Source organism: Lelliottia sp. WB101 (genome assembly GCF_003051885.1).
Taxonomy (GTDB): domain Bacteria; phylum Pseudomonadota; class Gammaproteobacteria; order Enterobacterales; family Enterobacteriaceae; genus Enterobacter; species Enterobacter nimipressuralis.
In genome coordinates this window covers 3,794,246-3,818,283 of sequence record NZ_CP028520.1, presented here as the reverse complement: position 1 = coordinate 3,818,283, position 24,038 = coordinate 3,794,246, and the positions used below count along the sequence as shown (strand labels likewise).

The window sequence follows — 24,038 nt, the reverse complement described above, 5'->3', positions numbered from 1 at the left end:
GATATTCGGGGGCGAAAGTGGACCTTCCGCCCGTCGGAATACGTGCTCAGACCATCAGGCCCCGGGTTCGAGCATCCCGCTCGCGCTGCGTTTCGGGCTGAACTGCCACCACAGGGCGATGAGGGTGATAAAGCCTACAACGCCCAGCATCACCCACGGCAATTCCGGTTGATTCAGCGCTTTCCCTGCATCGAACAACCAGCCGCCACCGGCGTATCCGAGCGCACCGCCAAAGGCCAGCCCCAGTCGGCTAAAGCCCATATAGCTGCCGCGCGCACGCGGATCGGCAAGCCCGGCGCTGAGGGTTTCACGCGCCGGTTCGGCAATGATCGACCCAATGTAGAAGGTGCAGATCAGAATAAAGAGCTGTTGTAAGGTGCCGACCAAACCAATCGGCATCATGCTTAACGTCATCAGCAGCAGGCCCGCCATCAGGCGATGCTCAAGGCGAAAACGTTTTTCGCTCCAGCGTGCGATTGGGTAGAGCAGGGTCAGCGACAGGCAGGCTTCGATGGCATACATCCATTTGACGGCCGCAGGCGAACCGGCAATATCGTTAACCATAATGGGCAGCATCAGCATTACCTGCACCGCCAGCATGTAATAGCCCGTCAGCGTCAGCACGTAGGTGACGAAGCGTTTATCGGCCAGCACACGGCCCAGCCCTTCACGCACGGGCGCTTTCACCGTCGAGAGTTTCCAGGCGGGCAGCAGCCAGGCGTTAAATGCCGCGCAGAGGATAAACAGCACCGCGCCGGTGGCGCACACCAGACGGAAATCATATTGCAACAGCCAGCTGCCGAGCAGGGCGCCGACCACCGCACCGGCGCTGTCCTGCATCATCAGCAGCGAGAAAAAACGCCCGCGATGCTGAGGGCGAATCAGTTTCACGACCAGCGCGGTACGCGGCGGATCAAACAGCGTGCCGCCAATCCCGGAGAGAAAACAGGAGAACCACAGCAGCCAGGGATCGTGCGCGATGCCCATGGTGGCAAATCCGGCGGCCCGTAGCAGCATGCCGGTGACAATCATCGGTTTTGCGCCGAAGCGGTCGGCAATCGCACCGCCAAACACGCCAAGTCCCTGCTGGACAAACTGACGCAAGCCCAGGGCAATACCGACCATTAATGCCGCCCAGCCCATTTGATCGACAAAGCGAATGGAGATCAGTGGGAAGACGACAAAAAAGCCGAGCACGACCAGCATGTTATCGACGAGCAGAAAATATTTGCCCAGGCTCCGGGCTTGCGATACGCGAGACATTTTCCCTCCAGGGAAAAATCACGTCATCCTGCTGACAGCCCCGAAAAGGCAGTCTGAAGGCTTAAGTGTAGAGAAAGATGAGCACGCTAATATTCTGCGTGGTTGCGAGGCGTTTTCCCACACCGCCAGCGACAATATTTTTTTATCAAAAGGGTGGTTTGATTCAGCTTTTTAATCGAATTTTGTGAAATCTGTGAAAAAGGGTATGTCACTGTTTTCACAGAAAGCACCGGCGCAGGTATAGTAAAGCTAACAGGTAGAGCAGAAGTAACGGGAAGGAGTGGTAACGATGTTTGGCTATCGCAGTAACGTGCCAAAAGTGCGCCTGACAACAGACAGACTGGTCGTTCGTCTGGTGCATGAGCGTGATGCCTGGCGTCTGGCGGATTATTACGCCGAGAATCGCCAGTTTTTAAAGCCCTGGGAACCCGTTCGGGATGAAAGCCACTGCTATCCCTCCGGCTGGCAGGCTCGCCTGAGTATGATTGCCGAATTCCACAAGCAGGGCAGTGCCTATTATTTCGCGTTGCTCGACCCGGAAGAGAAGGAAATCATCGGGATCGCTAATTTCTCGAACGTGGTGCGCGGATCGTTTCACGCCTGTTACCTCGGCTACTCCATCGGCCAGAAATGGCAGGGCCAAGGGCTGATGTTTGAAGCCCTGACCAGCGCGATCCGCTATATGCAGCGCTCTCAGCACATCCACCGCATTATGGCCAACTATATGCCGCACAATCAGCGTAGCGGCGATTTGCTGGCGCGGCTTGGGTTTGAAAAAGAAGGCTACGCGAAAGATTATCTGTTGATCGACGGCGAGTGGCGCGACCACGTGCTGACGGCGTTAACCACCAAAGAATGGACCGCAGGTCGCTAAGGAGCACCCATGAAATATCAGTTAACTGCCACAGAAGCGCGGGTGATTGGCTGCCTGCTGGAAAAACAGGTCACGACGCCAGAGCAATATCCCCTGTCGGTCAATGCGGTGACGCTGGCCTGTAACCAGAAAACCAACCGTGAGCCGGTGCTCAACCTGAGCGAGCACGAGGTACAAGAGCAACTGGATGCGCTGGTTAAACGCCACTATCTGCGCACCGTCAGTGGGTTTGGCAACCGCGTCACTAAATATGAACAACGTTTTTGCAATTCCGAATTTGGCGATCTGAAACTGAACAGCGCCGAAGTGGCGGTGATCACCACCTTGCTGCTGCGCGGGGCGCAAACGCCGGGTGAATTGCGTTCCCGCGCCGCACGAATGCATGAATTCAGTGATATGCAGGAAGTGGAGCAGACGCTGGAAAATCTCGCCTCACGCGAAGATGGCCCGTTTGTGCTGCGCCTGGCGCGTGAGCCGGGCAAACGCGAAAGCCGCTACATGCATCTTTTCAGTGGCGACGTTGAAACCCTCATCAATGTGGTAGAAGCGGTTTCGCCCGCTGAGGACGAGAGTCTTGCCGCGCGGGTCGACGCGCTGGAAAACGAAGTGGCGGAACTCAAGCAGCGCCTCGACTCCCTGCTGGCGCATTTAGGAGACTAACGGTGACAACATTACGCATTGGCGTGGTCGGCCTCGGCGGGATCGCGCAGAAAGCCTGGCTGCCGGTTCTGGGCGCGGCGACCGACTGGACGCTGCAAACCGCATGGTCCCCGACGCGGGAAAAAGCGCAGCGAATCTGCGATACCTGGCGAATTCCTTATGCTGCCTCCATGGCGGATCTGGCGCACGACTGTGACGCGGTATTCGTTCATACCTCGACCGCGACGCACTATCAGGTGGTGAGCGAATTGCTCAACGCCGGTGTTCACGTTTGTGTCGATAAACCGCTGGCCGAGAATGTGCAGGACGCCGAGCGTCTGATTGAGCTGGCGGCGCGCAAAAATCTGACGCTGATGGTCGGGTTCAATCGCCGGTTCTCGCCGCTGTATCAGGATCTCAAATCCCGGCTTGGCACGGCGGCATCGCTGCGCATGGATAAGCATCGCACCGACAGCATTGGCCCGAACGATCTGCGCTTTACGCTGCTGGATGATTATCTGCATGTGGTCGATACGGCCCTGTGGCTGACCAACGGTAATGCACAGCTGAAAAGCGGCACCCTGCAAACCAACGATCAAGGGGAGATGGTATATGCCGAACACCATTTCGCGGTGGACACAATTCAGGTGACCACCAGCATGCATCGTCGTGCGGGAAGTCAGCGCGAATCCGTGCAGGCGATCACCGATGGCGCACTCATTGATGTAACCGATATGCGCGAATGGCGTGAAGAAAAAGGGAGCGGGGTGGTGACGCGGCCAATCCCTGGCTGGCAAAGCACGCTGGAGCAGCGCGGGTTCGCCGGTTGTGCGCGTCACTTCATCGAGTGCGTGCAAAATCAGACGGTTCCTGAAACTTCGGGCGAACAGGCGATTCTGGCGCAACGCGTCATTGAAAAGCTCTGGCGCGAGGCGATGAGCGAGTAGAAACTGTTTAACCCCTGTAACATCTGCGGATAGTAATTCGCTTAAATACGGGTAGACTAAGCGCACTTTTCACGCCTGCTATGCAGGCGTTTTGCCGTGTGGTTGTGGAAATTCACGTTAATGAACTTATTAAAATCGCTGGCAGCAGTCAGCTCGATGACCATGTTTTCTCGCGTGCTGGGTTTCGCGCGCGATGCGATTGTGGCGAGAGTGTTTGGCGCGGGGATGGCGACTGACGCCTTCTTTGTGGCGTTCAAACTGCCGAACTTACTGCGCCGAATTTTCGCCGAAGGGGCATTCTCCCAGGCGTTCGTGCCGATTCTGGCGGAATACAAAAGCAAGCAGGGCGAAGACGCGACCCGCGTGTTTGTCTCCTATGTCTCGGGCCTGCTGACACTGGCTCTGGCGATTGTCACGGTGATCGGGATGCTGGCCGCACCGTGGGTGATTATGGTGACCGCGCCGGGCTTTGCCGACACGGCGGATAAATTCGCCCTGACGACGCAGCTTCTGCGCATTACCTTTCCTTATATTCTGCTGATTTCGCTGGCGTCGCTGGTCGGGGCGATCCTCAACACCTGGAACCGCTTCTCCGTCCCGGCGTTTGCACCGACGTTTTTAAACGTCAGCATGATCGGTTTTGCCCTGTTTGCGGCACCGCACTTCCATCCGCCGGTGCTGGCCCTGGCGTGGGCGGTCACCGTCGGCGGCGTGCTGCAGCTCGCTTATCAGCTTCCGCATCTGAAAAAGATCGGCATGCTGGTGCTGCCGCGCATTAACTTCCGCGATGCGGGTGCGATGCGCGTGATCAAGCAGATGGGCCCGGCGATCCTCGGCGTGTCCGTGAGCCAGATTTCCCTGATTATCAACACCATTTTCGCCTCCTTCCTGGTGTCAGGTTCCGTGTCGTGGATGTACTACGCCGACCGCTTGATGGAGTTCCCGTCCGGGGTGCTGGGCGTGGCGCTGGGGACGATTCTGCTGCCGTCGTTGTCGCGAAGCTTTGCCAGCGGCAATCATGATGAATATTGTCGCCTGATGGACTGGGGTTTACGCCTGTGCTTCCTGCTGGCGCTGCCAAGCGCCGTGGCGCTGGGGATTCTGGCGAAACCCTTAACGGTTTCATTATTCCAGTACGGCAAATTCAACGCGTTCGATGCATTAATGACCCAGCGCGCACTGGTGGCGTATTCCGTCGGCCTGATGGGGCTGATTGTGGTGAAAGTGCTGGCGCCGGGCTTTTATTCGCGTCAGGACATCAAAACGCCGGTCAAGATTGCGATTGTGACGCTGGTGATGACCCAACTGATGAACCTCGCGTTTATCGGGCCACTGAAGCATGCGGGTCTGTCGCTGTCGATCGGTCTGGGGGCCTGTCTGAACGCCGGGCTGCTCTACTGGCAGCTGCGTAAGCAGAAAATTTTCACTCCGCAGCCGGGCTGGATGAGTTTCCTGGTGCGTCTGGTGATTGCGGTGGTGGTGATGGCGGCGGCGCTGGTCGGGATGATGTATGTGATGCCGGAATGGTCTCTGGGCACCATGCCGTATCGTCTGCTGCGCCTGATGGCTGTTGTGGTCGTGGGAATTATTGCCTACTTCGCTACACTTGCGGTGCTCGGCTTTAAGGTGAAAGAGTTCGCTCGCCGGACGGCATAAACGACTAAAGGGGAGTTCACCAGAGGGTGCTCCCCATTTCCCACTTCATCTCTTCACTGAAGCGTTAAATCGAAATCTTCTTCCCGCCACCGCGCGAGCTGGATGTCTGGCCATTGGCGCCATACAGCCCCGGCTCCTGATGAGGTTTTAACACCTCAAGCGCCTGCTGGTTGCGTTCAATTTGCCCCTCTAACAGCCAGCCGTTGTGCTGGTTGAGATCGCGAAGGTGCTGCGTTTTTTCTGTGATGGTCTGCCAGCGCTCAACGATATCGTCGTTGGCGCTGCGACGTGGATCTTGCTCCGCGCGGCGCTGCTGCTCCAGATAGTCCAGGGTAGCCAGCAGCGAGCTTTTATCTTCAGTAATGCGCTGCAGTGCGCTGCCGCTGACATAGCCTGCGGATAACTGTTGTTGCTCGGCATCCATCACCGTCTTCAGATCGTTCAGGACTACCGTCATTTGATCCAATATTTCTGACAGTCGACTCATACGGTTATTTACTCTGAAGGAAGTTCTGCGTTTCGTTAATCAGCGCATCAGCAATTTTGCTGGTGTCCATTTTCAGTTCGCCGTTACGAATCGCGGTTTTCAGCGCTTCGACGCGTTCCATGTTGATATCGTTCGTGCCTGGCTGCATCAGTTTTGACTGTGCATCACTTAACGTGACGCTGGTGCTGTTGGCCGTGGACGATTTTTCCAGACGCGCTTTAAGGGCTGGCGCGTCGTTCGTTTCGCGAGGTTGTACAGTGCTAACCGGCTTCAGGGGCGATGTACGATCAATGCTCATAGTGTTGTCCTCATAGAGGTTCGCGGCGTTGGCGCCTGATATAATCATCTGATGATTATTTATCGGCAGCTGCCGCGATATCTTTAAAAAGATTATAGGTTAATCAGAATATTCCCATCAGAACCGACGGTTCCGCTAACCACCTGACCTGAAGACATCCTAACGCGTGCGTTTTGGGCGACCGCAGCGTTGTTCAGCGCCTGGCCTTCGCTATTAATGCTAAAGCCATCTCCGTTCGCCACCACCATCACGCGCTGTCCGGCTTTAATGCGCCACGCCTGACGCAGCATCGACAGCTGGATGGCTTGCCCTGGCGCCAGATCGCGCAGGCTCACCGAATCCTGTGCCTGGTTAATATCCAGCATGGTGCGCGGCGGAAGTTGATCCAGGCGTCCGCGCTTTAATTCTACATGAGCGGGCTGTAAAACGCTGCCGCGTGCGATGGGCTGAGCGGCGACAACATAGTTGCCTGTCGCCTGAACCATAACCTGCAAAAAGCGTTTCTCATTATTGCAGCGGGCCAGCACGTTCACATTACCCCACAGCCGGGTACCGCCGCTGATGCTGAACGAGGGTTGTTCGCAAGTGGGCAGGAGATTCGGCTGCGTTCGAATATCGACTTTGACCTCATCGCTTAACCCCGCCAGACGCTCAGCAAAAAAAGCGGTCAGCAACACATTCAGCCCCAGCGCTGAAGACTGGGTACTGAACAGCAGTAAGGTAACGGCAAGGCCATTTTTGAACGTCAGCATCTCACTTTCCCGCGGTTCCTGGATTTAACAGGATTCTACCCCTAAGGCTTTCCCATCAACGCAACAAATAGCGACGCATTTTGCGTTTATTCCTTCGATAAGGAAGACGGGTTGAGATTTAAGCTACATGCTGAAATTTCGCCATCAGCGGAGGAGACATGCTCGATAAACTCGACGCCGCGTTACGTTTTCAACAGGAAGCGCTCAATCTGCGCGCCCAGCGGCAGGAGATCCTGGCCGCCAATATCGCGAATGCCGACACCCCAGGGTTTCAGGCGCGCGATATTGATTTTTCTACTGAGCTTAAAAAAGTGATGGAGCGTGGTCGGGCCGAAGGGACGGGTGTTGCCCTTGCGCTGACCTCTTCACGCCACATTCCCGCTCAGGCGATGACTGCGCCGTCCACCGATTTACTTTATCGCATTCCTGATCAGCCATCCCTGGACGGTAACACCGTCGATATGGACCGGGAGCGCACCCAGTTTGCCGATAACAGCCTGCAGTATCAGATGGGGCTAACCGTGCTCGGTGGACAGATTAAAAGCATGCAGAGCGTCCTGCAGGGGGGCAACTAATTCATGGCCTTACTGAATATTTTTGATATCGCGGGTTCAGCCCTGACCGCGCAGTCTCAGCGTCTGAACGTCGCCGCCAGTAACATGGCGAACGCCGACAGCGTGACCGGACCCGATGGTCAACCCTATCGCGCCAAACAGGTGGTCTTTCAGGTCAATGCTGCGCCGGGCGCGGCAACCGGCGGCGTGAAAGTGGCCGATGTGGTTGAGAGCCAGGCCCCGGACAAACTGGTGTATGAGCCAGGCAACCCGCTGGCGGATGCGAGCGGCTACGTGAAAATGCCAAACGTCGATGTGGTCGGCGAAATGGTGAACACCATGTCAGCGTCGCGCAGCTATCAGGCGAACGTTGAAGTGCTCAATACCGTGAAGAGCATGATGCTCAAAACGCTCACTCTCGGCCAGTAAAGGAGACACGAATGTCCATCGCCGTCAATGTGAATGACCCGACCAACTCCGGCGTCGCCAGCACCAGTGGGGCCACTGGCTCCAGCTCGCTGACCGGTAACAGTGCTGCCGATCTACAGGGCAGCTTTTTGACGTTACTGGTTGCGCAGCTGAAAAACCAGGACCCGACGAACCCGATGCAGAACAACGAACTGACCACGCAGCTTGCGCAGATCAGTACCGTGAGCGGCATCGAAAAGCTCAATACCACGCTGGGTTCCGTTTCCGGTCAAATCGACAATAGCCAGTCTTTGCAGGCCGCCAACCTGATCGGCCACGGTGTGATGATCCCAGGGACCACTATCCTGGCAGGGACCAGCACCACCGACGGAAGCAGTACCACCACGACCACGCCATTTGGCGTTGAGCTGCAGCAACCGGCCGATAAAGTCACCGCCACCATCACCAACAAAGACGGTGTTGTGGTGCGCACGATCGACATTGGTGAGCTGAAAGCGGGCGTTCATACCTTTACCTGGGATGGCAGCCTGACGGATGGCACAACGGCACCGAACGGTTCTTACAAAGTGGCGATTTCTGCCAGCAACGGGACGACTCAGCTGGTGGCTCAGCCGCTGCAATTCGCTCTGGTGCAGGGGGTGATTCGCGGCTCTGATGGTAACAAACTGGATTTGGGTACTTCTGGGACCACCACGCTCGACGAAGTTCGGCAGATTATTTAAGCCTTAACACTTATCAGGAGTAAGTCATGGCCTTTTCTCAAGCGGTCAGCGGCCTGAATGCTGCGGCCACCAACCTGGACGTCATTGGCAACAACATTGCCAACTCCGCGACCTACGGTTTTAAATCTGGCACAGCATCTTTCGCAGATATGTTCGCCGGTTCCAAAGTGGGTCTGGGCGTTAAAGTTGCGGGTATTACCCAGGACTTTACCGATGGCACCACCACTAACACCGGCCGTGGGCTGGATGTGGCCATCAGCCAGAACGGTTTCTTCCGTATGGTCGATGAAAACGGTTCTGTTTTTTACAGCCGTAACGGTCAGTTCAAACTCGACGAAAACCGTAACCTGGTCAACATGCAGGGTCTGCAGCTGACGGGCTATCCGGTTGCGGGCACACCGCCAACGGTACAGACCGGTGCGAACCCACAGGCGATCTCAATTCCAAACACGCTGATGGCGGCGAAGTCCACCACCACCGCGTCTCAGCAGATCAACCTGAACTCCACCGATGCGACGCCGACGGTGACACCGTTCGACCCGACAAACGTCGATTCTTACAACAAAAAAGGGACCGTGACGGTCTTTGACAGCCAGGGTAATGCGCACAACATGAACCTGTTCTACGTCAAAGACACCGCTGCGAACAGCTGGAAAGTCTATGCGCAGGATGGCAGCGTGGCGGGCAGCACCCCCTCTCTGGCCACCACGCTGACCTTTAACGCCAGCGGCGTGCTGACAGGCGGTGGACAGGTCAACATCACCACTGCGACCATGCCGGGCGCAACCCCTGCAACCTTCGCGATGAGTTTCACCAACTCCATGCAGCAGAACACCGGTGCGAACAACATCGTGGCGACTAACCAGAACGGTTACAAGCCGGGCGATCTGGTGAGCTACCAGATCAACGATGACGGCACTGTAGTGGGTAACTACTCCAACGAACAGACCCAGGTTCTGGGCCAGATCGTGCTGGCGAACTTCGCCAACAACGAAGGTCTGAAATCCGAAGGCGATAACGTCTGGTCTTCCACTCAGTCCTCTGGCGTGGCGCTTCTCGGCACCGCCGGTTCCGGTAACTTCGGTACGCTGACCAATGGCGCGCTGGAAGCATCCAACGTCGATCTGAGTAAAGAACTGGTGAACATGATTGTCGCGCAGCGTAATTATCAGTCGAACGCGCAGACCATCAAAACTCAGGACCAGATCCTCAACACGCTGGTCAACCTGCGTTAATCGTCTAACGGGATGATGTAATGGATCACGCAATATATACCGCGATGGGCGCAGCCAGCCAGACGATGAATCAGCAGGCTGTGACCGCCAGTAACCTGGCGAACGCCTCAACACCGGGCTTTCGTGCGCAGCTGAATGCGCTGCGCGCCGTGCCGGTGGAAGGGCTTTCGCTGCCAACGCGTACGCTGGTTATCGCCTCAACGCCGGGTGCCGATATGACGCCTGGTCAGATGGATTACACCTCGCGTCCGCTGGACGTTGCACTTCAGCAGGACGGTTGGCTGGCGGTGCAAGCGGCTGATGGCTCAGAAGGCTATACCCGCAACGGTAATATCCAGGTGGATGCCAACGGTCAGATGACCATTCAGGGGCATCCGGTTATTGGCGAAGCGGGTCCGATTACGGTGCCGGAAGGCTCGGAAATCACTATCGCGGCGGACGGGACCATTTCGGCCCTCAACCCCGGTGATCCGGCGAACACCATTGCCCCGGTCGGTCGACTGAAGCTGGTCAAAGCGGAAGGCAATGAAGTGACGCGCGGCGATGACGGGATGTTCCGTCTGAGCCAGGCAGCACAGGCAACGCGTGGCCCGACCTTGCAGGCTGACCCAAGCATTCGCGTGATGTCCGGCGTGCTGGAAGGCAGTAACGTCAAACCGGTTGCAGCCATGACCGATATGATCGCCAGCGCCCGACGTTTCGAAATGCAAATGAAGGTTATCACCAGCGTGGATGAAAACGCCGGCCGTGCTAACCAACTGCTGTCTATGAGTTAATAGGATTTCTTATGATCAGCTCTTTATGGATCGCGAAAACGGGTCTCGACGCGCAGCAAACCAATATGGATGTCATCGCCAACAACCTGGCGAACGTCAGCACCAATGGTTTTAAGCGTCAGCGTGCCGTGTTCGAAGATTTGCTTTATCAAACCATTCGTCAGCCGGGCGCGCAGTCGTCCGAGCAGACCACGCTGCCGTCAGGGCTGCAGATTGGTACGGGTGTGCGTCCGGTTGCGACCGAACGTCTGCACAGCCAGGGCAACCTGTCCCAGACCAACAACAGCAAAGACGTGGCAATCAAAGGTCAGGGTTTCTTCCAGGTGCAGCTGCCTGACGGAACCTCAGCCTATACCCGCGATGGCTCGTTCCAGGTGGATCAGAATGGTCAGCTGGTGACCGCCGGTGGTTTCCAGGTTCAGCCTGCGATCACCATTCCGGCTAACGCCCTGAGCATTACCATCGGACGTGACGGTGTGGTCAGCGTGACCCAGCAAGGGCAGGCCGCGCCTGTTCAGGTTGGACAGCTGAACCTGACGACGTTCATGAACGATACCGGTCTGGAAAGCATTGGTGAGAACCTCTACACCGAAACCCAGTCCTCCGGTGCGCCGAATGAAAGTACGCCGGGCCTGAACGGTTCCGGGCTGCTGTATCAGGGCTATGTCGAAACCTCTAACGTCAACGTGGCGGAAGAGCTGGTGAACATGATCCAGGTTCAGCGCGCGTATGAAATTAACAGTAAAGCAGTGTCGACGACCGACCAGATGCTGCAAAAACTGACGCAACTCTAAGGTGTAGTCCGGTGCGGTAAACCGCACCGGCTCCCTGTTTTCGAAGATGAAGGCAATGCAAAAAAACGCGGCGTTTCGTTATCCAATACTGACTGTCCTGGCCGTTACCCTCAGCGGTTGCGCCTTGATCCCGTCAAAACCTTTGGTAGAGGGTGCGACTACCGCCCAACCCGTTCCCGGCCCAACGCCGGTGGTGAACGGCTCCATTTTCCAGTCCGCACAGCCGATTAACTACGGTTATCAACCGCTGTTCGAAGACCGTCGCCCGCGTAACGTCGGCGATACCCTGACCATTGCGCTGCAGGAAAACGTCAGCGCGAGCAAAAGCTCCTCGGCGAATGCCAGCCGCGACGGCAAAACCAACTTTGGTTTCGATACCGTTCCACGCTATCTGCAGGGCCTGTTTGGCAATGCGCGTGCCGATGTGGAAGCCTCTGGCGGTAACAGCTTTAACGGCAAAGGCGGCGCCAATGCCAGTAACACCTTCAGCGGTACGCTGACGGTGACCGTTGACCAGGTTCTGGTGAATGGCAATTTACACGTAGTGGGTGAAAAACAGATCGCCATCAATCAGGGCACTGAATTCATTCGCTTCTCCGGTGTGGTTAACCCTCGCACCATCAGTGGCACCAACACCGTACCGTCCACCCAGGTGGCGGATGCGCGCATTGAGTACGTCGGCAACGGCTACATCAACGAAGCGCAGAATATGGGCTGGCTGCAACGCTTCTTCCTTAATTTATCGCCGATGTAAGCGAGGTGACCTATGTTTAAATCCCTCTTCGCAATGGTGTTGGTCCTGGTGGCGACATGCGCCCAGGCTGACCGCATTCGCGATCTCACCAGTGTACAGGGCGTACGTGAAAACTCATTGATAGGCTATGGCCTGGTGGTTGGCCTGGACGGAACGGGCGACCAGACCACCCAGACGCCGTTTACCACTCAGAGTTTGAATAACATGCTGTCCCAGCTCGGGATCACCGTCCCGACGGGCACCAACATGCAGCTGAAAAACGTGGCAGCGGTAATGATCACCGCGTCCTACCCGGCCTTTGCGCGCCAGGGGCAAACCATCGATGTGGTGGTTTCTTCAATGGGTAACGCCAAAAGTCTGCGCGGCGGGACGCTGCTGATGACCCCGTTAAAAGGGGTGGACAGCCAGGTCTACGCGCTGGCACAGGGTAACATTCTGGTCGGCGGCGCGGGGGCATCGGCGGGCGGCAGCAGCGTGCAGGTGAACCAGCTGAACGGCGGGCGTATCACTAACGGGGCGATCATCGAGCGTGAACTGCCAACGCAGTTTGGCGCCGGGAATACCATCAACCTGCAGCTGAATAATGAAGACTTCACTATGGCGCAGCAGATTGCCGATACCATCAACCGCAGCCGTGGTTTTGGAAGCGCGACGGCGCTGGATGCACGTACCGTGCAGATTCGCACCTCGACCGGCAGCAGCAACCAGGTGCGCATGCTGGCGGATATCCAGAATATGGAAGTCAACGTTCCGCTGCAGGATGCCAAAGTGATCATCAACTCCCGTACCGGGTCCGTGGTGATGAACCGCGAAGTGACGCTGGACAGCTGCGCCGTGGCGCAGGGCAACCTCTCCATCAGCGTCAACCGCTCGGCTAACGTTAGCCAGCCGGATACGCCGTTTGGTGGTGGTCAGACGGTGGTGACGCCACAGACGCAAATTGATATGCGCCAGAGCGGCGGCTCGCTGCAAAGCGTGCGCTCCAGTGCCAACCTGAACAACGTGGTTCGTGCGCTGAACGCGCTGGGGGCGACGCCGATGGATCTGATGTCGATTCTGCAATCCATGCAAAGTGCAGGATGCCTGCGCGCCAAACTGGAAATCATCTAATGCTCGGCGATAGCAAACTGATGGCAAGTGCGGCCTGGGATGCCCAGTCGCTCAACGATCTGAAAGCCAAAGCAGGCACCGATCCGGCGGCGAACCTCCGCCCGGTTGCCCGCCAGGTGGAAGGGATGTTTGTGCAGATGATGCTGAAAAGCATGCGAGAAGCGCTGCCGAAAGATGGCATGTTCAGCAGCGACTCGACGCGACTCTACACCAGCATGTATGACCAACAGATTGCCCAGCAGATGACCGCCGGTAAGGGGCTTGGCCTCGCCGATATGATCGTGAAACAGATGCAGGCGGCGCAGGGTGTTCAGCCCGATGAGCAAACCCAGCAGGTGCCGATGAAGTTTGATCTTGAAACGGTGACCAGTTATCAGAACCAGGCGCTGACGCAGATGGTGCGTAAAGCCATGCCGAAACCGACCGCCAGCAGCGATGAGTCGCTGTCGGGCGACAGCAAAGACTTCCTCGCTCAGCTTTCGCTCCCGGCGCGTCTGGCCAGTGAGCAGAGCGGGGTTCCGCACCACCTGATTCTGGCGCAGGCCGCGCTGGAATCCGGCTGGGGGCAGCGTCAGATCCGCCGTGAAAACGGCGAGCCGAGCTTCAATATTTTTGGCGTCAAAGCGTCGTCAGGCTGGAAAGGGCCGACCACGGAGATCACCACCACCGAATTTGAAAACGGTGCGGCGGTGAAGGTCAAAGCAAAATTCCGCGTTTACAGCTCCTATCTTGAAGCCTTGTCAGATTATGTCGGGTTGTTGAGCCGCAATCCGCGCTACGCTGCGGTCACGCAGGCCGCGACGGCGGAGCAGGGGGCGCAGGCGTTGCAGAACGCAGGCTACGCCACCGACCCGCAGTATGCCCGCAAACTGACCGGTATGATTCAACAGCTTAAAGCGATGGGTGAGAAAGTCAGCAAGGCTTACAGCACCGATATCGAAAATCTGTTCTAAGGACTCAAGTTTGCGCGCGCGATGTCGATAATCCTAATCAGGACTCGTGTCTGAAAGTTTAAAAAGGAACCTCAATGTCCAGTTTGATTAACAGCGCTATGAGTGGCCTCAGTGCGGCACAGTCGGCACTGAACACCGTCAGCAACAATATTTCCAGTTATAACGTGGCCGGGTATACCCGTCAGACCACGGTGCTGGGTGCAGCGAACAGTACATTGACCGGCGGTGGTTGGGTTGGCAATGGTGTTTATGTTTCGGGCGTACAGCGCGAATATGATGCGTTCATCACCAACCAGCTGCGTGCAGCACAGACTCAGAGCAGCGGCCTGACCACGCGTTATCAGCAGATGTCGAAAATCGACGATGTGCTGTCTGATACCACTAACTCCCTGTCCACCACGCTGCAGGGCTTCTTTACCAGCCTGCAAACACTGGTGAGTAACGCGGAAGATCCGGCGGCGCGCCAGACTGTTCTCGGCAAAGCGGATGGCCTGGTCAATCAGTTCAAAACGACCGACCAGTACCTGCGCGACCAGGATAAGCAGGTAAACACTGCGGTTGCGACCAGCGTGGATCAGATTAACTCCTATGCCAAACAGATTGCGAATCTGAACGATCAGATTTCACGTCTGACCGGCGTGGGCGCAGGGGCTTCCCCAAACAATCTGCTCGATCAGCGCGATCAGCTGGTGAGCGAACTGAACCAGATCGTGGGTGTGGAGGTCGCGGTACAGGACGGCGGCACCTACAACGTCTCATTCGGTAATGGTTACACCCTGGTTCAGGGCAGCACGGCTAACCAGTTAGCGGCGGTACCGTCGAGCGCCGATCCTGCGCGCACCACCGTGGCGTATGTGGATTCCCTCGCCGGTAATATCGAAATTCCCGAGAAGGTGCTGAACACCGGCTCATTGGGCGGTCTGTTAACGTTCCGCGCAGAAGACCTGGATAAAGCGCGTAATACGCTGAACCAGCTGGCGCTCTCGTTTGCTGACGCCATGAACCAGCAGCACGAGAAAGGCTTTGATGCCAATGGTGATGCGGGCGGCAAATTGTTCGATATCGGCTCTCCAGCGGTGACCGGCAATAGCAAAAACAGCGTGCCAGGTGCGGCCGTCACGGCCACTATCGCGGACAGCTCTAAAGTTCAGGCGACGGATTATAAGCTTGAATTTAACGGCACTGACTGGACCGTCACCCGTAGTGCTGACAAAACCTCATTCACGGCTACGCCAGATGCCAGCGGCAACATGACGTTTGACGGGGTCACCGTGAATGTCAGCGGTAGCGCAGCCACGAAAGACAGCTTTACGGTGAAACCGGTAGTTGACGCTATCGTGAACATGGATCTGCTGATCAGCGATGAATCCAAACTGGCGATGGCAGGTTCGGCGACGGGCGGTGAGAGTGATAACGTCAACGGGAAAGCGCTGCTGAATCTGCAAAGCAGCAAAGTGGTCGGTGGCAACAAGACCTTTAACGATGCTTATGCCTCACTGGTCAGTACCGTTGGCAGCACCACGTCTTCACTGAAAACCAGCGCTGCGACCAAAACAAATGTGGTGACACAGCTGAGCAATCAGCAGCAGTCTATCTCCGGGGTTAACCTCGACGAAGAGTATGGCAACTTGCAGCGTTTCCAGCAGTATTACCTTGCGAATGCGCAGGTTCTGCAGACTGCCAGTACGCTCTTTGATGCGTTAATTAATATTCGCTAAGGCCGAGGTGAACGATGCGTATTAGCACCCAAATGATGTACCAGCAAAATATGCGTGGGATCACTGAGTCCCAAAGCAAATGGCTGGGTTATGGCGAGCAGATGTCCACCGGTAAGCGTGTGAACCGCCCGTCGGACGATCCGATTGCCGCGTCGCAGGCCGTTGTACTGTCTCAGGCCCAGTCACAGAATAGCCAGTTTGCTCTCGCGCGTACGTTTGCGACTCAGCGCGTGTCGCTGGAAGAGAGCGTGTTAAGCCAGGTGACGACGGCAATTCAGTCTGCGCAGGATAAAATCGTGTATGCGAACAACGGCTCCCTGAGTGATATCGACCGGGCGTCTGTGGCAACCGATCTGCAGGGTATTCGCGATCAACTGGTCAACCTGGCCAATAGCACCGACGGCAATGGTCGTTATATTTTTGCGGGCTTTAAGACCGACACCGCACCGTTTGATCAGACAGACGGCAGCTATAACGGTGGCAGTACGGCGATCACTCAGCAGGTGGACTCTGCACGCGATATGCAGATTAGCCATACTGGCTCGGAAGTGTTTGAAAAGTTTACCAGCAATGCCAAGCCAGAGCCTGACGGCAGTGCCCAGGAAACTAACCTGTTTAAGATTCTGGATAACGCCATCGCTGCGCTGAACACACCCGTAAGCGGCGACCAGGCTAAGACAGATGCCCTTGTGGCAAATATCGATAAAGCCAACCGTGGACTGAGTAATTCCCTGGATAACGTGCTGACCGTGCGTGCCGATCTGGGCACCAAGCTCAACGAACTCGATAAGCTGGATGCACTGGGTGATGACCGCGCGCTGGGTCAGACTCAGCAGATGAGTGATCTGGTGGACGTGGACTGGAACGCGGCGATTTCGTCTTACACCATGCAGCAAGCAGCACTTCAGGCCTCTTATAAAGCGTTCAGTGATATGCAGGGGATGTCTCTGTTCCAGCTGAACAAGTAACATTTTGACCTTTTAGAACATGTCTTGAAACTGGATATGTTTTGTCTGCCCAACCCGGCGTGCCGGATTGGGCTTTTTTTTAGCGATTTTGCGCCTGCACGCTGACCAGCCGCGCGCTTTCTATTAAGCGGATCAGCACCGCCGCCGCACCACACACCGTTGCCAGCATCACTACGCCTTGCCAGCCCGCCAGGGCGTACACTTTGCTGCCCAGCGCCGAGCCGAGCGCCATCCCGATAAACACCACCGTAAACAGCAGCGCATTGAGCCGCCCACGCGCCTGGGGTTCGAGGCTATAGACCAGGTTCTGATGCGCGACCAGGCTGGACTGCAGCCCCAGGTCAAAACCGATCGCGGAAATCGCGATCAGAACGAGTTGTCCGTGGCTGCCCAAAGCGGGCATTAAAAACATCAGCGCAAACGAAATAGTCACCAGCGCGGCACCCAGTTGGGTCACTCTGCCCGCACCGAGTTTATCCGCCAGGCCTCCGGCCAGCGGGGCAGCCAGCGCACCTGCGGCACCGGCAATCCCAAATCCACCAGCCACCGCGCTACCGAGGTGGTAACGTTCCAGCAGCATCACCGCTAGCGTTGACCAGAACGCGCTAAAGGCAATAGAGAGAAAACCTTGGGCCAGCGCCGCACGACGCAGGGCCGGGTAGCGGCGCCACAGGTGCTCCATCGAGCGCATCAGGGCCGGATAGCTGAGCGTAGAGTGAACCGCAAAACGCGGTAATACAGCCCACATCACCATACCGATCATGGCGATGCTGACGGCGGCAAGTTGATACATCACCCGCCAGCCGAACGCTTCACCCACAACACCGCTGACGGTACGCGACAGCAGAATACCCAGCAGCAGGCCGGTCATTACCGTCCCGACGGTTTTTCCCTGTTTGCCTTCCGGGGCAAGAATAGCCGCCGCCGGGACGATGTCCTGCGCCATGGTTGCCGCCATACCAATAAGCAGGCTGGCCAACAATAACGAGTGAAGCTGCCCGGTCAAGCTACAGCCCAGCAGAAAGAGCGCCAGTGCTGCGCTTTTAACGAGAATTAAGGTTCGGCGATCGTGACGGTCGCCGAGCGGCAGCAGGAAAAGGATGCCAAGGGCGTAGCCCGTCTGCGTCAGGGTCGGCACCAGTCCCATCCCTTCGATACTGAGGTGTAAATCGGTGCCCATTAACGGCAACAGCGGCTGAGCATAATAGATGGATGCAACGCTAAACCCGGCGCCAATGGCCAGGATAAAAATAACCCAGCGGCTGGTGACCTGGGTAAGGGTGGCAGTGTTCATTTGATGTACCTCATTCATGGAGTGAGGCTATTTTTATGCATTCAGGCTTGAGGCGGTAGCCAGCGGGATGGTAAAACGACTATACGTTAAACGTATCATCAAAATAATCATGAAGCGAACAGAGCGTATAGACAGAGTGGAACTGATGCGCACCTTTGCGCGTATCGTGGAATCGGGATCGCTCTCTGCCGCAGCACGGCAGCTGGGGACCACGCAGGCGACCGTTAGCCGACGCCTGCAGTCGCTGGAAACCCTCCTCGGCGTGCGTTTGCTGTTACGCACCACCCACGCCACCAAGCTCACCGATGACGGCGAGCGCTGCTATCAGCATGCCAGAAAAGTGATCGACAGCTGGCTCGCGCTGGAGGATGAGGTGGGGCAGTCGGAGGATGAACCTGTTGGCACCTTGCGTGTGCGGGCGCCCCATGCGTTCGGGCAGGAACAGCTTCTGGCACCACTGAGCCAGTTTTTAATGCGTTATCCGCAGCTTTCTGTCGACTGGATGCTATACGACAGATCGGCGGATTTTCTGAGTGATAACATCGACTGCGCGATCCGCGTAGGGGCGGAGATCGACCCTAATACGGTATCGGTGCTGCTGGCCGAAGTCCCACGCTGTGTGGTTGCGGCGCCCGAGCTACTGGCCCGTCATGCCATGCCTGAGGTCCCCGACGATCTCACTGCGCTTCCCTGGATTGCCCTCAACACCTTTTATCATCAGCATATTGAGCTGTTTGACGGAGCTTCGCCGCAGACTGCGCGAGTGGCAATTTCGCCGCGTCTGAGCACCGACAGCCTGTATGTAACGCGTACCATGGCGTTGAATGGATTAGGCGTGGCGGTGGTCTCGAGCTGGACCGTGGAACAGGATATCCGCGAGGGAAGGCTGGTGCCTCTTTTGCCGGGCTGGCAACCCGCTGCGCTGCCGGTGCACCTGGTTTATCCGTGGTCGCGCTATTACCCCGCGCGATTGAGGCGTTTTCTGGAAATGATGCGTGAGGTGATGCCACAAATCGTCGGAATGCGAAAACCCCTCCCGTAAAAAGCCAAAAAAAAGCCGACCACGAGGGTCGGCTTTTCATCAGAACGGCGGGTTATTCAACCGGATTCGGGCGAGTCGCCGGAGCCGTTGCCTGGTGAGTGGCGCTATGACCACCTGCAGAACCACGACCGTCGAAATCGAACGCAGGGCGTACCCAATCGCTATGACGTGGTGCTTCTGGCACGTATTCCGGTGCTGGCGCGCGAGTCATCGGTGCGGTTGCATGGTGATGCTCAGCAACGACAGCGACAACAGGCTCTGGTTTCACAACCGGTGCGGGAACCGTTGCTTGTGGAGCCGGGGTAACATCGACAGGTTGCTCAGCAACCGCTTCAGTCACTACGTCTTCTTCAACCACCTCGGCTGCCGGTTCTGCGTCTTCTGCAACCTGTTCAGCCACCACAACATCTTCTTGGGCGATGAACTGAGGCTGCTCGTCGACAGGCGCGGCAATCACTTCCGGATGAGTTGTCTCGATCTCAGCGGTTTCAACAACCTGCTGAGGTTCTGCCGCTGGCTCGAAGTCAACAACGGGCTGGGCGTCGGCCACGATCTGCGGTGCTTCTTCAACGACCACGGCGGCGGCTTCGGTAGCGGCTACAGGTGCAACGATTGGCTCAACGGTTTCTGCAGCAACGTTTTGCTCTTCAACCTGCTGCTCCTGAGGACGGGCAACCGGGTAGCGGATCCAGACTTTGCCGGACGCCATTTCTGGTGACGCACAGGCGACAGTCAGAGGCATCGGTGACTGAGTCGGGTAACGCTCGTCACGGTAACGACGACGACGCTGACCGCTCACGCGCAGGTGACGCGGAGAGCGACGGGAACGACGCGGCATACCGTTGTTATCACGCGCTTCGCCATTGTCATCATGCTCAGCGACCGTATCGACAACCGCAGGCAAGTCCAGTTTCGCCAGCTGCGTGTTCTGAGCGGTTTCAACAACCGGTTCAGCGGCGGCAACGGTAGCGACTTCGGCCTGTTCAGATGCAAAGCGAACTTTCTGCGACAGTTGACGCTGCTTACGGCGCGGCATCACCTGAACGCGTTCTTCCTGATCGGCATCCTGTTCAACAGGTGCTTCGGTGTTGACAACTTTCGCTTCCTGCTGCGCCTGACGTTTATCGTCATTGCGACGGCGGTTGCGTTCGCGACGTGGCTGCTGCTCGTCACGCTGTCTGGTTTTTTCAGACTCTTCGCCCGCCTGCTGGCGAATTTCGCGATCTTCCACATTCTGCTGCTGTGGCTTCTCGCGACGGTTGCGACGATTATCTTCGCGCGCTTCACGACCTTCGTTGTTGTCGGAACGGTTATCGCGCTCACCACGGTTGTCACGGTCGCCACGATTATCGCGGTTGTCACGACGGTCACGATCGTTACGATCGCGGCGGTTGTTCTGACGCTTACGACGATCCTGCGGACGCTCTTGTTTCTCTTCTTTCGGCGCAACTTTTGGCTGCTCCGGCTGAGGCTCTTCACCGGCGAACATTTTCTTCAGCGCACTGAAGAAGCGGCCCAGCAGACCTGGTTCAGCAGGCTTATCACTGGTTTCAGCAGGTTTCTGCGCAGCGGCTTTCGCTGGCGCTTTTTCCTGAACAGGCGCCGGTGGGGCTTCTGGCATGATGAAGGTCGCCAGCGCCGGTTGTTCTGGCAGCTTGCGCTCGGCCGGTTCTGCATCAGACGGCATCGCCATCTCTTCTTCATGCAGTTTTGGCAGCAGGTAGCTCAGGGTGCTGGTCTCTTCGCCTTTGCGCACGCGCAGGACGGAGTAGTGCGGGGTCTGCATCTGATCGTTTGGTACGATGATGCAGCGCACGCCGCCCTGACGGGTTTCAACGGCACTCACCGCTTCACGTTTTTCGTTCAGCAGGTAGGAGGCAATTGGCACCGGAACAATGGCGTGAACCTCTTTGGTGTTCTCTTTCAGTGCTTCTTCTTCGATGAGGCGCAGAATAGAGAGGGAGAGAGATTCGTTGTCGCGCACGGTACCCGTACCGCTACAACGCGGACAGACGTGGTGGCTTGATTCACCCAGCGACGGGCTCAGGCGCTGACGAGACATCTCCAGTAGGCCAAAGCGAGAAATATGGCTGATCTGAATACGTGCACGATCCTGACGCACCGCTTCACGCAGACGGTTCTCAACGGCGCGCTGATGGCGAACCGGAGTCATGTCGATGAAGTCGATAACGATCAGGCCGCCCAGGTCACGCAGACGAAGCTGACGGGCAATTTCATCTGCGGCTTCAAGGTTGGTGTTGAAGGCGGTCTCTTCGATATCACCGCCGCGGGTTGCGCGTGCGGAGTTGATGTCGATGGCGGTCAGCGCTTCGGTGGAGTCGATAACAATAGAACCGCCGGACGGCAGACGCACTTCACGCTGGAAGGCGGACTCAATCTGGGATTCAATCTGATAGTGGCTGAACAGCGGAATTTCACCGGTGTACAGTTTAATTTTGCTGGTGAAATCTGGACGACCCAGTGCTGCGATGTGCTGGCGAGCCAGCTCAAGCACTTTCGGGTTATCAATCAGAATTTCGCCGATGTCCTGACGCAGATAATCGCGGAAAGCACGGACGATAACGTTACTTTCCTGGTGAATCAGGAACGGAGCCGGGCGGCTTTCTGCGGCTTTCTGGATTGCTTCCCAGTGCTTTAGACGGAAGCCTAAGTCCCACTGCAGCGCTTCGGCAGATTTGCCCACGCCTGCGGTACGAACGATAAGGCCCATGCCATCAGGCAGTTCGAGGCTTGCCAGCGCTTCTTTCAGCTCGGTACGGTCGTCGCCTTCGATGCGGCGAGAGATACCGCCCGCACGCGGGTTGTTCGGCATCAGAACCAGATAGCTGCCTGCCAGGCTGATAAAGGTGGTCAGCGCAGCGCCTTTGTTGCCGCGCTCTTCTTTATCAATCTGAACGATAACTTCCTGGCCTTCGCGCAGCACATCTTTGATGTTCGGACGACCGTGGGAGTTGTAATTGGCAGGGAAGTATTCGCGGGCAATTTCTTTAAGAGGAAGGAAACCGTGACGCTCAGCGCCGTAATCGACGAATGCGGCCTCAAGGCTTGGTTCAATGCGGGTGATTTTGCCTTTGTAAATGTTCGCTTTTTTCTGTTCGTGTCCAGGACTTTCGATATCCAGATCGTACAGACGCTGCCCATCCACGAGGGCGACACGCAACTCTTCTTGCTGAGTTGCGTTGATTAACATTCTTTTCATCGTAACTTACTCATTATTCTTACATTGACGACTAAGCTGCGGGCAAGGTGACGCTTTCCGGGGTTTGAACCGATGGCCTCGTGACTATTGACGTCGCCAACCTCACGGTTGTCGCTCGCTTAAGAGGCGCAAAGTGTCGGTTGCCTGTATTTCATACGGAAATACAGCGCAATTATCAGGGGAACAGCCTGGGAACACTCTCCAGAGAAGATTCCATTTACCGGTAAGTACTGCAACCCGCAGCCCGCTAACTGTCTGAAAGATCAATACGTCTTACGCCATTGCTGCGTGGATGATCGGTCAGACAAAATGGGTCATTCCGTCGACATCCTTACTTAACCAGGATTTAACACGGAAAACGGATTCATTATTCCATTGCTAACCCGGTTATAGCAAGATGACTTTTACCATTTATCACCCGGTTACTCACAGTTTCTCCACTTCAACGAGAGGATTGGTTTAATAACCACCAAATCGATTGCGCGTGAACAAACCTGCCCGGGCAAAAGTAAATATAAGCATAGAAAAATGAGTGGCGCTAATGCGTATCGATATTTAGAATCGCCAACCATGAAAACAGAGACTCCATCCGTAAAAATGGTTGCTATCGCCGATGATGAAGCGGGGCAACGAATCGATAACTTTTTACGCACCCAGTTGAAAGGCGTGCCAAAAAGTATGATTTATCGCATCTTGCGCAAAGGCGAGGTGCGGGTAAATAAAAAGCGCGTGAAACCTGAGTACAAACTCGAAGCGGGCGATGAAGTGCGTATTCCGCCGGTGCGCGTCGCTGAACGTGAAGAAGAGGCGGTTTCGCCGCATCTGCAAAAAGTCGCCGCGCTGACTGACGCTATCCTTTATGAAGACGATCATATCCTGGTGCTGAATAAACCCTCCGGCACGGCGGTGCACGGCGGCAGCGGTTTGAGCTTTGGCGTGATCGAAGGCCTTCGCGCCCTGCGCCCGGAAGCACGTTTCCTCGAGCTGGTTCACCGTCTGGACCGCGATACCTCTGGCGTGCTGCTGGTGGCCAAAAAACGCTCGGCGTTACGTTCGCTGCACGAGCAGCTGCGCGAAAAGGGCATGCAAAAGGACTATCTGGCGCTGGTGCGCGGTCAGTGGCAGTCCCATGTGAAAGTGGTGCAGGCACCGTTGCTGAAAAACATTCTGCAAAGCGGTGAGCGCATTGTGCGGGTGAACAGCGAAGGTAAACCGTCTGAAACTCGCTTTAAAGTAGAAGAGCGTTACGCGTTTGCGACACTGGTGCGTTGTAGCCCGGTGACCGGCCGTACCCACCAGATTCGCGTGCATACGCAACATGCCGGACATCCCATTGCGTTTGATGACCGCTACGGCGATCGTGAGTTTGATAAACAGCTGGCCGGAACGGGGCTGTCGCGTCTCTTCCTGCACGCTGCGGCGCTGAAATTCACCCATCCTGGCACAGGTGAAGTGATGCGCGTCGAAGCGCCGCTGGATGACCAGCTGAAACGCTGTCTGAAAGTGTTACGCGGTTAAATATAGGCCGGGTGGCGCTGTGCTTACCCGGCTTA

The 24,038-nt window shown here is 56.6% G+C and carries 23 protein-coding genes; 17 read left to right on the top strand and 6 right to left on the bottom strand.

Translation table 11 applies throughout. From position 1 onward, the window contains the following. Nucleotides 1–54 precede the first annotated feature (54 nt). Nucleotides 55–1,263, bottom strand: coding sequence for a multidrug efflux MFS transporter MdtH (gene mdtH / locus DAI21_RS18545; RefSeq protein WP_100780611.1), 1,209 nt, complete (start codon nucleotides 1,261–1,263; stop codon nucleotides 55–57). 289 nt (nucleotides 1,264–1,552) lie between these two features. On the opposite strand from mdtH, the gene rimJ reads away from it, so the two are divergent. The 4 genes from rimJ to murJ all read left to right on the top strand — a co-directional run bounded on the left by rimJ (nucleotide 1,553) and on the right by murJ (nucleotide 5,379). Then, nucleotides 1,553–2,137, top strand: coding sequence for a ribosomal protein S5-alanine N-acetyltransferase (gene rimJ, locus DAI21_RS18540; protein WP_100780610.1), 585 nt, complete (start codon nucleotides 1,553–1,555; stop codon nucleotides 2,135–2,137). A 9-nt stretch (nucleotides 2,138–2,146) separates the two neighbouring features. Continuing rightward, nucleotides 2,147–2,797 carry a YceH family protein gene (locus DAI21_RS18535; RefSeq protein ID WP_100780609.1) on the top strand — a complete coding sequence of 217 codons (651 nt, stop codon included), beginning with the start codon at nucleotides 2,147–2,149 and terminating at the stop codon, nucleotides 2,795–2,797. A gap of 2 nt (nucleotides 2,798–2,799) precedes the next feature. Next, a complete protein-coding gene (locus DAI21_RS18530; protein WP_107703884.1) occupies nucleotides 2,800–3,723 on the top strand; it encodes a Gfo/Idh/MocA family protein in 924 nt (307 codons plus the stop codon). A 120-nt stretch (nucleotides 3,724–3,843) separates the two neighbouring features. Continuing rightward, nucleotides 3,844–5,379 carry a murein biosynthesis integral membrane protein MurJ gene (gene murJ / locus DAI21_RS18525; RefSeq protein ID WP_107703883.1) on the top strand — a complete coding sequence of 512 codons (1,536 nt, stop codon included), beginning with the start codon at nucleotides 3,844–3,846 and terminating at the stop codon, nucleotides 5,377–5,379. Nucleotides 5,380–5,443: 64 nt separating this feature from the next. On the opposite strand, the gene flgN is transcribed toward murJ, so the two are convergent. The 3 genes from flgN to flgA form a co-directional block, all read right to left on the bottom strand. Next, nucleotides 5,444–5,866 (bottom strand): flagella biosynthesis chaperone FlgN, encoded by a 423-nt coding sequence (gene flgN / locus DAI21_RS18520; protein WP_100780606.1) that lies wholly within the window; start codon nucleotides 5,864–5,866, stop codon nucleotides 5,444–5,446. A 4-nt stretch (nucleotides 5,867–5,870) separates the two neighbouring features. After that, the gene (flgM, locus tag DAI21_RS18515) at nucleotides 5,871–6,164 is read right to left on the bottom strand and encodes a flagellar biosynthesis anti-sigma factor FlgM (protein WP_100780605.1); all 294 of its coding nucleotides are present in this window, start codon (nucleotides 6,162–6,164) and stop codon (nucleotides 5,871–5,873) included. Between the two features lie 92 nt (nucleotides 6,165–6,256). Continuing rightward, a complete protein-coding gene (gene flgA / locus DAI21_RS18510) occupies nucleotides 6,257–6,916 on the bottom strand; it encodes a flagellar basal body P-ring formation chaperone FlgA (RefSeq protein ID WP_107703882.1) in 660 nt (219 codons plus the stop codon). A gap of 158 nt (nucleotides 6,917–7,074) precedes the next feature. On the opposite strand from flgA, the gene flgB reads away from it, so the two are divergent. The 11 genes from flgB (at nucleotide 7,075) to flgL (ending at nucleotide 16,929) form a co-directional block, all read left to right on the top strand. Next, the gene (gene flgB / locus DAI21_RS18505) at nucleotides 7,075–7,491 is read left to right on the top strand and encodes a flagellar basal body rod protein FlgB (protein ID WP_100780603.1); all 417 of its coding nucleotides are present in this window, start codon (nucleotides 7,075–7,077) and stop codon (nucleotides 7,489–7,491) included. Between the two features lie 3 nt (nucleotides 7,492–7,494). Further along, on the top strand, nucleotides 7,495–7,899 hold the full coding sequence (gene flgC, locus DAI21_RS18500) for a flagellar basal body rod protein FlgC (protein ID WP_100780602.1): 405 nt from the start codon (nucleotides 7,495–7,497) through the stop codon (nucleotides 7,897–7,899). Between the two features lie 11 nt (nucleotides 7,900–7,910). Next, entirely contained in the window at nucleotides 7,911–8,621 is a 711-nt protein-coding gene (flgD, locus tag DAI21_RS18495; RefSeq protein WP_100780601.1) for a flagellar hook assembly protein FlgD, read from the top strand. A gap of 26 nt (nucleotides 8,622–8,647) precedes the next feature. Further along, complete coding sequence (gene flgE / locus DAI21_RS18490; protein ID WP_100780600.1) at nucleotides 8,648–9,856, top strand: flagellar hook protein FlgE; 1,209 nt, start codon at nucleotides 8,648–8,650, stop codon at nucleotides 9,854–9,856. A 20-nt stretch (nucleotides 9,857–9,876) separates the two neighbouring features. After that, the gene (locus DAI21_RS18485; protein ID WP_107703881.1) at nucleotides 9,877–10,632 is read left to right on the top strand and encodes a flagellar basal body rod protein FlgF; all 756 of its coding nucleotides are present in this window, start codon (nucleotides 9,877–9,879) and stop codon (nucleotides 10,630–10,632) included. Between the two features lie 11 nt (nucleotides 10,633–10,643). After that, nucleotides 10,644–11,426: a flagellar basal-body rod protein FlgG gene (flgG, locus tag DAI21_RS18480; RefSeq protein ID WP_064325681.1), complete on the top strand. Its 783-nt coding sequence runs from the start codon at nucleotides 10,644–10,646 to the stop codon at nucleotides 11,424–11,426. Between the two features lie 55 nt (nucleotides 11,427–11,481). After that, the gene (gene flgH, locus DAI21_RS18475) at nucleotides 11,482–12,180 is read left to right on the top strand and encodes a flagellar basal body L-ring protein FlgH (protein WP_100780598.1); all 699 of its coding nucleotides are present in this window, start codon (nucleotides 11,482–11,484) and stop codon (nucleotides 12,178–12,180) included. A 12-nt stretch (nucleotides 12,181–12,192) separates the two neighbouring features. Continuing rightward, on the top strand, nucleotides 12,193–13,290 hold the full coding sequence (locus tag DAI21_RS18470) for a flagellar basal body P-ring protein FlgI (RefSeq protein ID WP_100780597.1): 1,098 nt from the start codon (nucleotides 12,193–12,195) through the stop codon (nucleotides 13,288–13,290). Further along, a complete protein-coding gene (gene flgJ / locus DAI21_RS18465) occupies nucleotides 13,290–14,243 on the top strand; it encodes a flagellar assembly peptidoglycan hydrolase FlgJ (RefSeq protein ID WP_107703880.1) in 954 nt (317 codons plus the stop codon). The genes DAI21_RS18470 and flgJ overlap by 1 nt, the downstream gene beginning before the upstream one ends. A 74-nt stretch (nucleotides 14,244–14,317) precedes the next feature. Beyond that, entirely contained in the window at nucleotides 14,318–15,961 is a 1,644-nt protein-coding gene (gene flgK, locus DAI21_RS18460; RefSeq protein WP_107703879.1) for a flagellar hook-associated protein FlgK, read from the top strand. Between the two features lie 14 nt (nucleotides 15,962–15,975). Further along, a complete protein-coding gene (gene flgL, locus DAI21_RS18455) occupies nucleotides 15,976–16,929 on the top strand; it encodes a flagellar hook-associated protein FlgL (RefSeq protein WP_102105544.1) in 954 nt (317 codons plus the stop codon). 79 nt (nucleotides 16,930–17,008) lie between these two features. Here the strand turns inward: flgL and DAI21_RS18450 are convergent, their stop codons facing one another. Then, nucleotides 17,009–18,223, bottom strand: coding sequence for an MFS transporter (locus DAI21_RS18450; protein ID WP_107703878.1), 1,215 nt, complete (start codon nucleotides 18,221–18,223; stop codon nucleotides 17,009–17,011). A gap of 67 nt (nucleotides 18,224–18,290) precedes the next feature. On the opposite strand from DAI21_RS18450, the gene DAI21_RS18445 reads away from it, so the two are divergent. Beyond that, nucleotides 18,291–19,265 (top strand): LysR family transcriptional regulator, encoded by a 975-nt coding sequence (locus tag DAI21_RS18445; RefSeq protein WP_370447037.1) that lies wholly within the window; start codon nucleotides 18,291–18,293, stop codon nucleotides 19,263–19,265. Between the two features lie 52 nt (nucleotides 19,266–19,317). Here the strand turns inward: DAI21_RS18445 and rne are convergent, their stop codons facing one another. Continuing rightward, the gene (gene rne, locus DAI21_RS18440; protein WP_107703877.1) at nucleotides 19,318–22,485 is read right to left on the bottom strand and encodes a ribonuclease E; all 3,168 of its coding nucleotides are present in this window, start codon (nucleotides 22,483–22,485) and stop codon (nucleotides 19,318–19,320) included. Nucleotides 22,486–23,055: 570 nt separating this feature from the next. On the opposite strand from rne, the gene rluC reads away from it, so the two are divergent. Continuing rightward, nucleotides 23,056–24,003, top strand: coding sequence for a 23S rRNA pseudouridine(955/2504/2580) synthase RluC (gene rluC / locus DAI21_RS18430; protein WP_181827608.1), 948 nt, complete (start codon nucleotides 23,056–23,058; stop codon nucleotides 24,001–24,003). The last annotated feature ends 35 nt before the right edge of the window (nucleotides 24,004–24,038 follow it).

Coding starts and splice junctions, on each gene's coding strand:
- mdtH (WP_100780611.1), bottom strand. CDS start 1,263: ATGTCTCGCGTATCGCAAGCCCGGAGCCTGGGCAAATATTTTCTGCTC.
- rimJ (WP_100780610.1), top strand. CDS start 1,553: ATGTTTGGCTATCGCAGTAACGTGCCAAAAGTGCGCCTGACAACAGAC.
- DAI21_RS18535 (WP_100780609.1), top strand. CDS start 2,147: ATGAAATATCAGTTAACTGCCACAGAAGCGCGGGTGATTGGCTGCCTG.
- murJ (WP_107703883.1), top strand. CDS start 3,844: ATGAACTTATTAAAATCGCTGGCAGCAGTCAGCTCGATGACCATGTTT.
- flgN (WP_100780606.1), bottom strand. CDS start 5,866: ATGAGTCGACTGTCAGAAATATTGGATCAAATGACGGTAGTCCTGAAC.
- flgM (WP_100780605.1), bottom strand. CDS start 6,164: ATGAGCATTGATCGTACATCGCCCCTGAAGCCGGTTAGCACTGTACAA.
- flgA (WP_107703882.1), bottom strand. CDS start 6,916: ATGCTGACGTTCAAAAATGGCCTTGCCGTTACCTTACTGCTGTTCAGT.
- flgB (WP_100780603.1), top strand. CDS start 7,075: ATGCTCGATAAACTCGACGCCGCGTTACGTTTTCAACAGGAAGCGCTC.
- flgC (WP_100780602.1), top strand. CDS start 7,495: ATGGCCTTACTGAATATTTTTGATATCGCGGGTTCAGCCCTGACCGCG.
- flgD (WP_100780601.1), top strand. CDS start 7,911: ATGTCCATCGCCGTCAATGTGAATGACCCGACCAACTCCGGCGTCGCC.
- flgE (WP_100780600.1), top strand. CDS start 8,648: ATGGCCTTTTCTCAAGCGGTCAGCGGCCTGAATGCTGCGGCCACCAAC.
- DAI21_RS18485 (WP_107703881.1), top strand. CDS start 9,877: ATGGATCACGCAATATATACCGCGATGGGCGCAGCCAGCCAGACGATG.
- flgG (WP_064325681.1), top strand. CDS start 10,644: ATGATCAGCTCTTTATGGATCGCGAAAACGGGTCTCGACGCGCAGCAA.
- flgH (WP_100780598.1), top strand. CDS start 11,482: ATGCAAAAAAACGCGGCGTTTCGTTATCCAATACTGACTGTCCTGGCC.
- DAI21_RS18470 (WP_100780597.1), top strand. CDS start 12,193: ATGTTTAAATCCCTCTTCGCAATGGTGTTGGTCCTGGTGGCGACATGC.
- flgJ (WP_107703880.1), top strand. CDS start 13,290: ATGCTCGGCGATAGCAAACTGATGGCAAGTGCGGCCTGGGATGCCCAG.
- flgK (WP_107703879.1), top strand. CDS start 14,318: ATGTCCAGTTTGATTAACAGCGCTATGAGTGGCCTCAGTGCGGCACAG.
- flgL (WP_102105544.1), top strand. CDS start 15,976: ATGCGTATTAGCACCCAAATGATGTACCAGCAAAATATGCGTGGGATC.
- DAI21_RS18450 (WP_107703878.1), bottom strand. CDS start 18,223: ATGAACACTGCCACCCTTACCCAGGTCACCAGCCGCTGGGTTATTTTT.
- DAI21_RS18445 (WP_370447037.1), top strand. CDS start 18,291: ATGGTAAAACGACTATACGTTAAACGTATCATCAAAATAATCATGAAG.
- rne (WP_107703877.1), bottom strand. CDS start 22,485: ATGAAAAGAATGTTAATCAACGCAACTCAGCAAGAAGAGTTGCGTGTC.
- rluC (WP_181827608.1), top strand. CDS start 23,056: ATGAAAACAGAGACTCCATCCGTAAAAATGGTTGCTATCGCCGATGAT.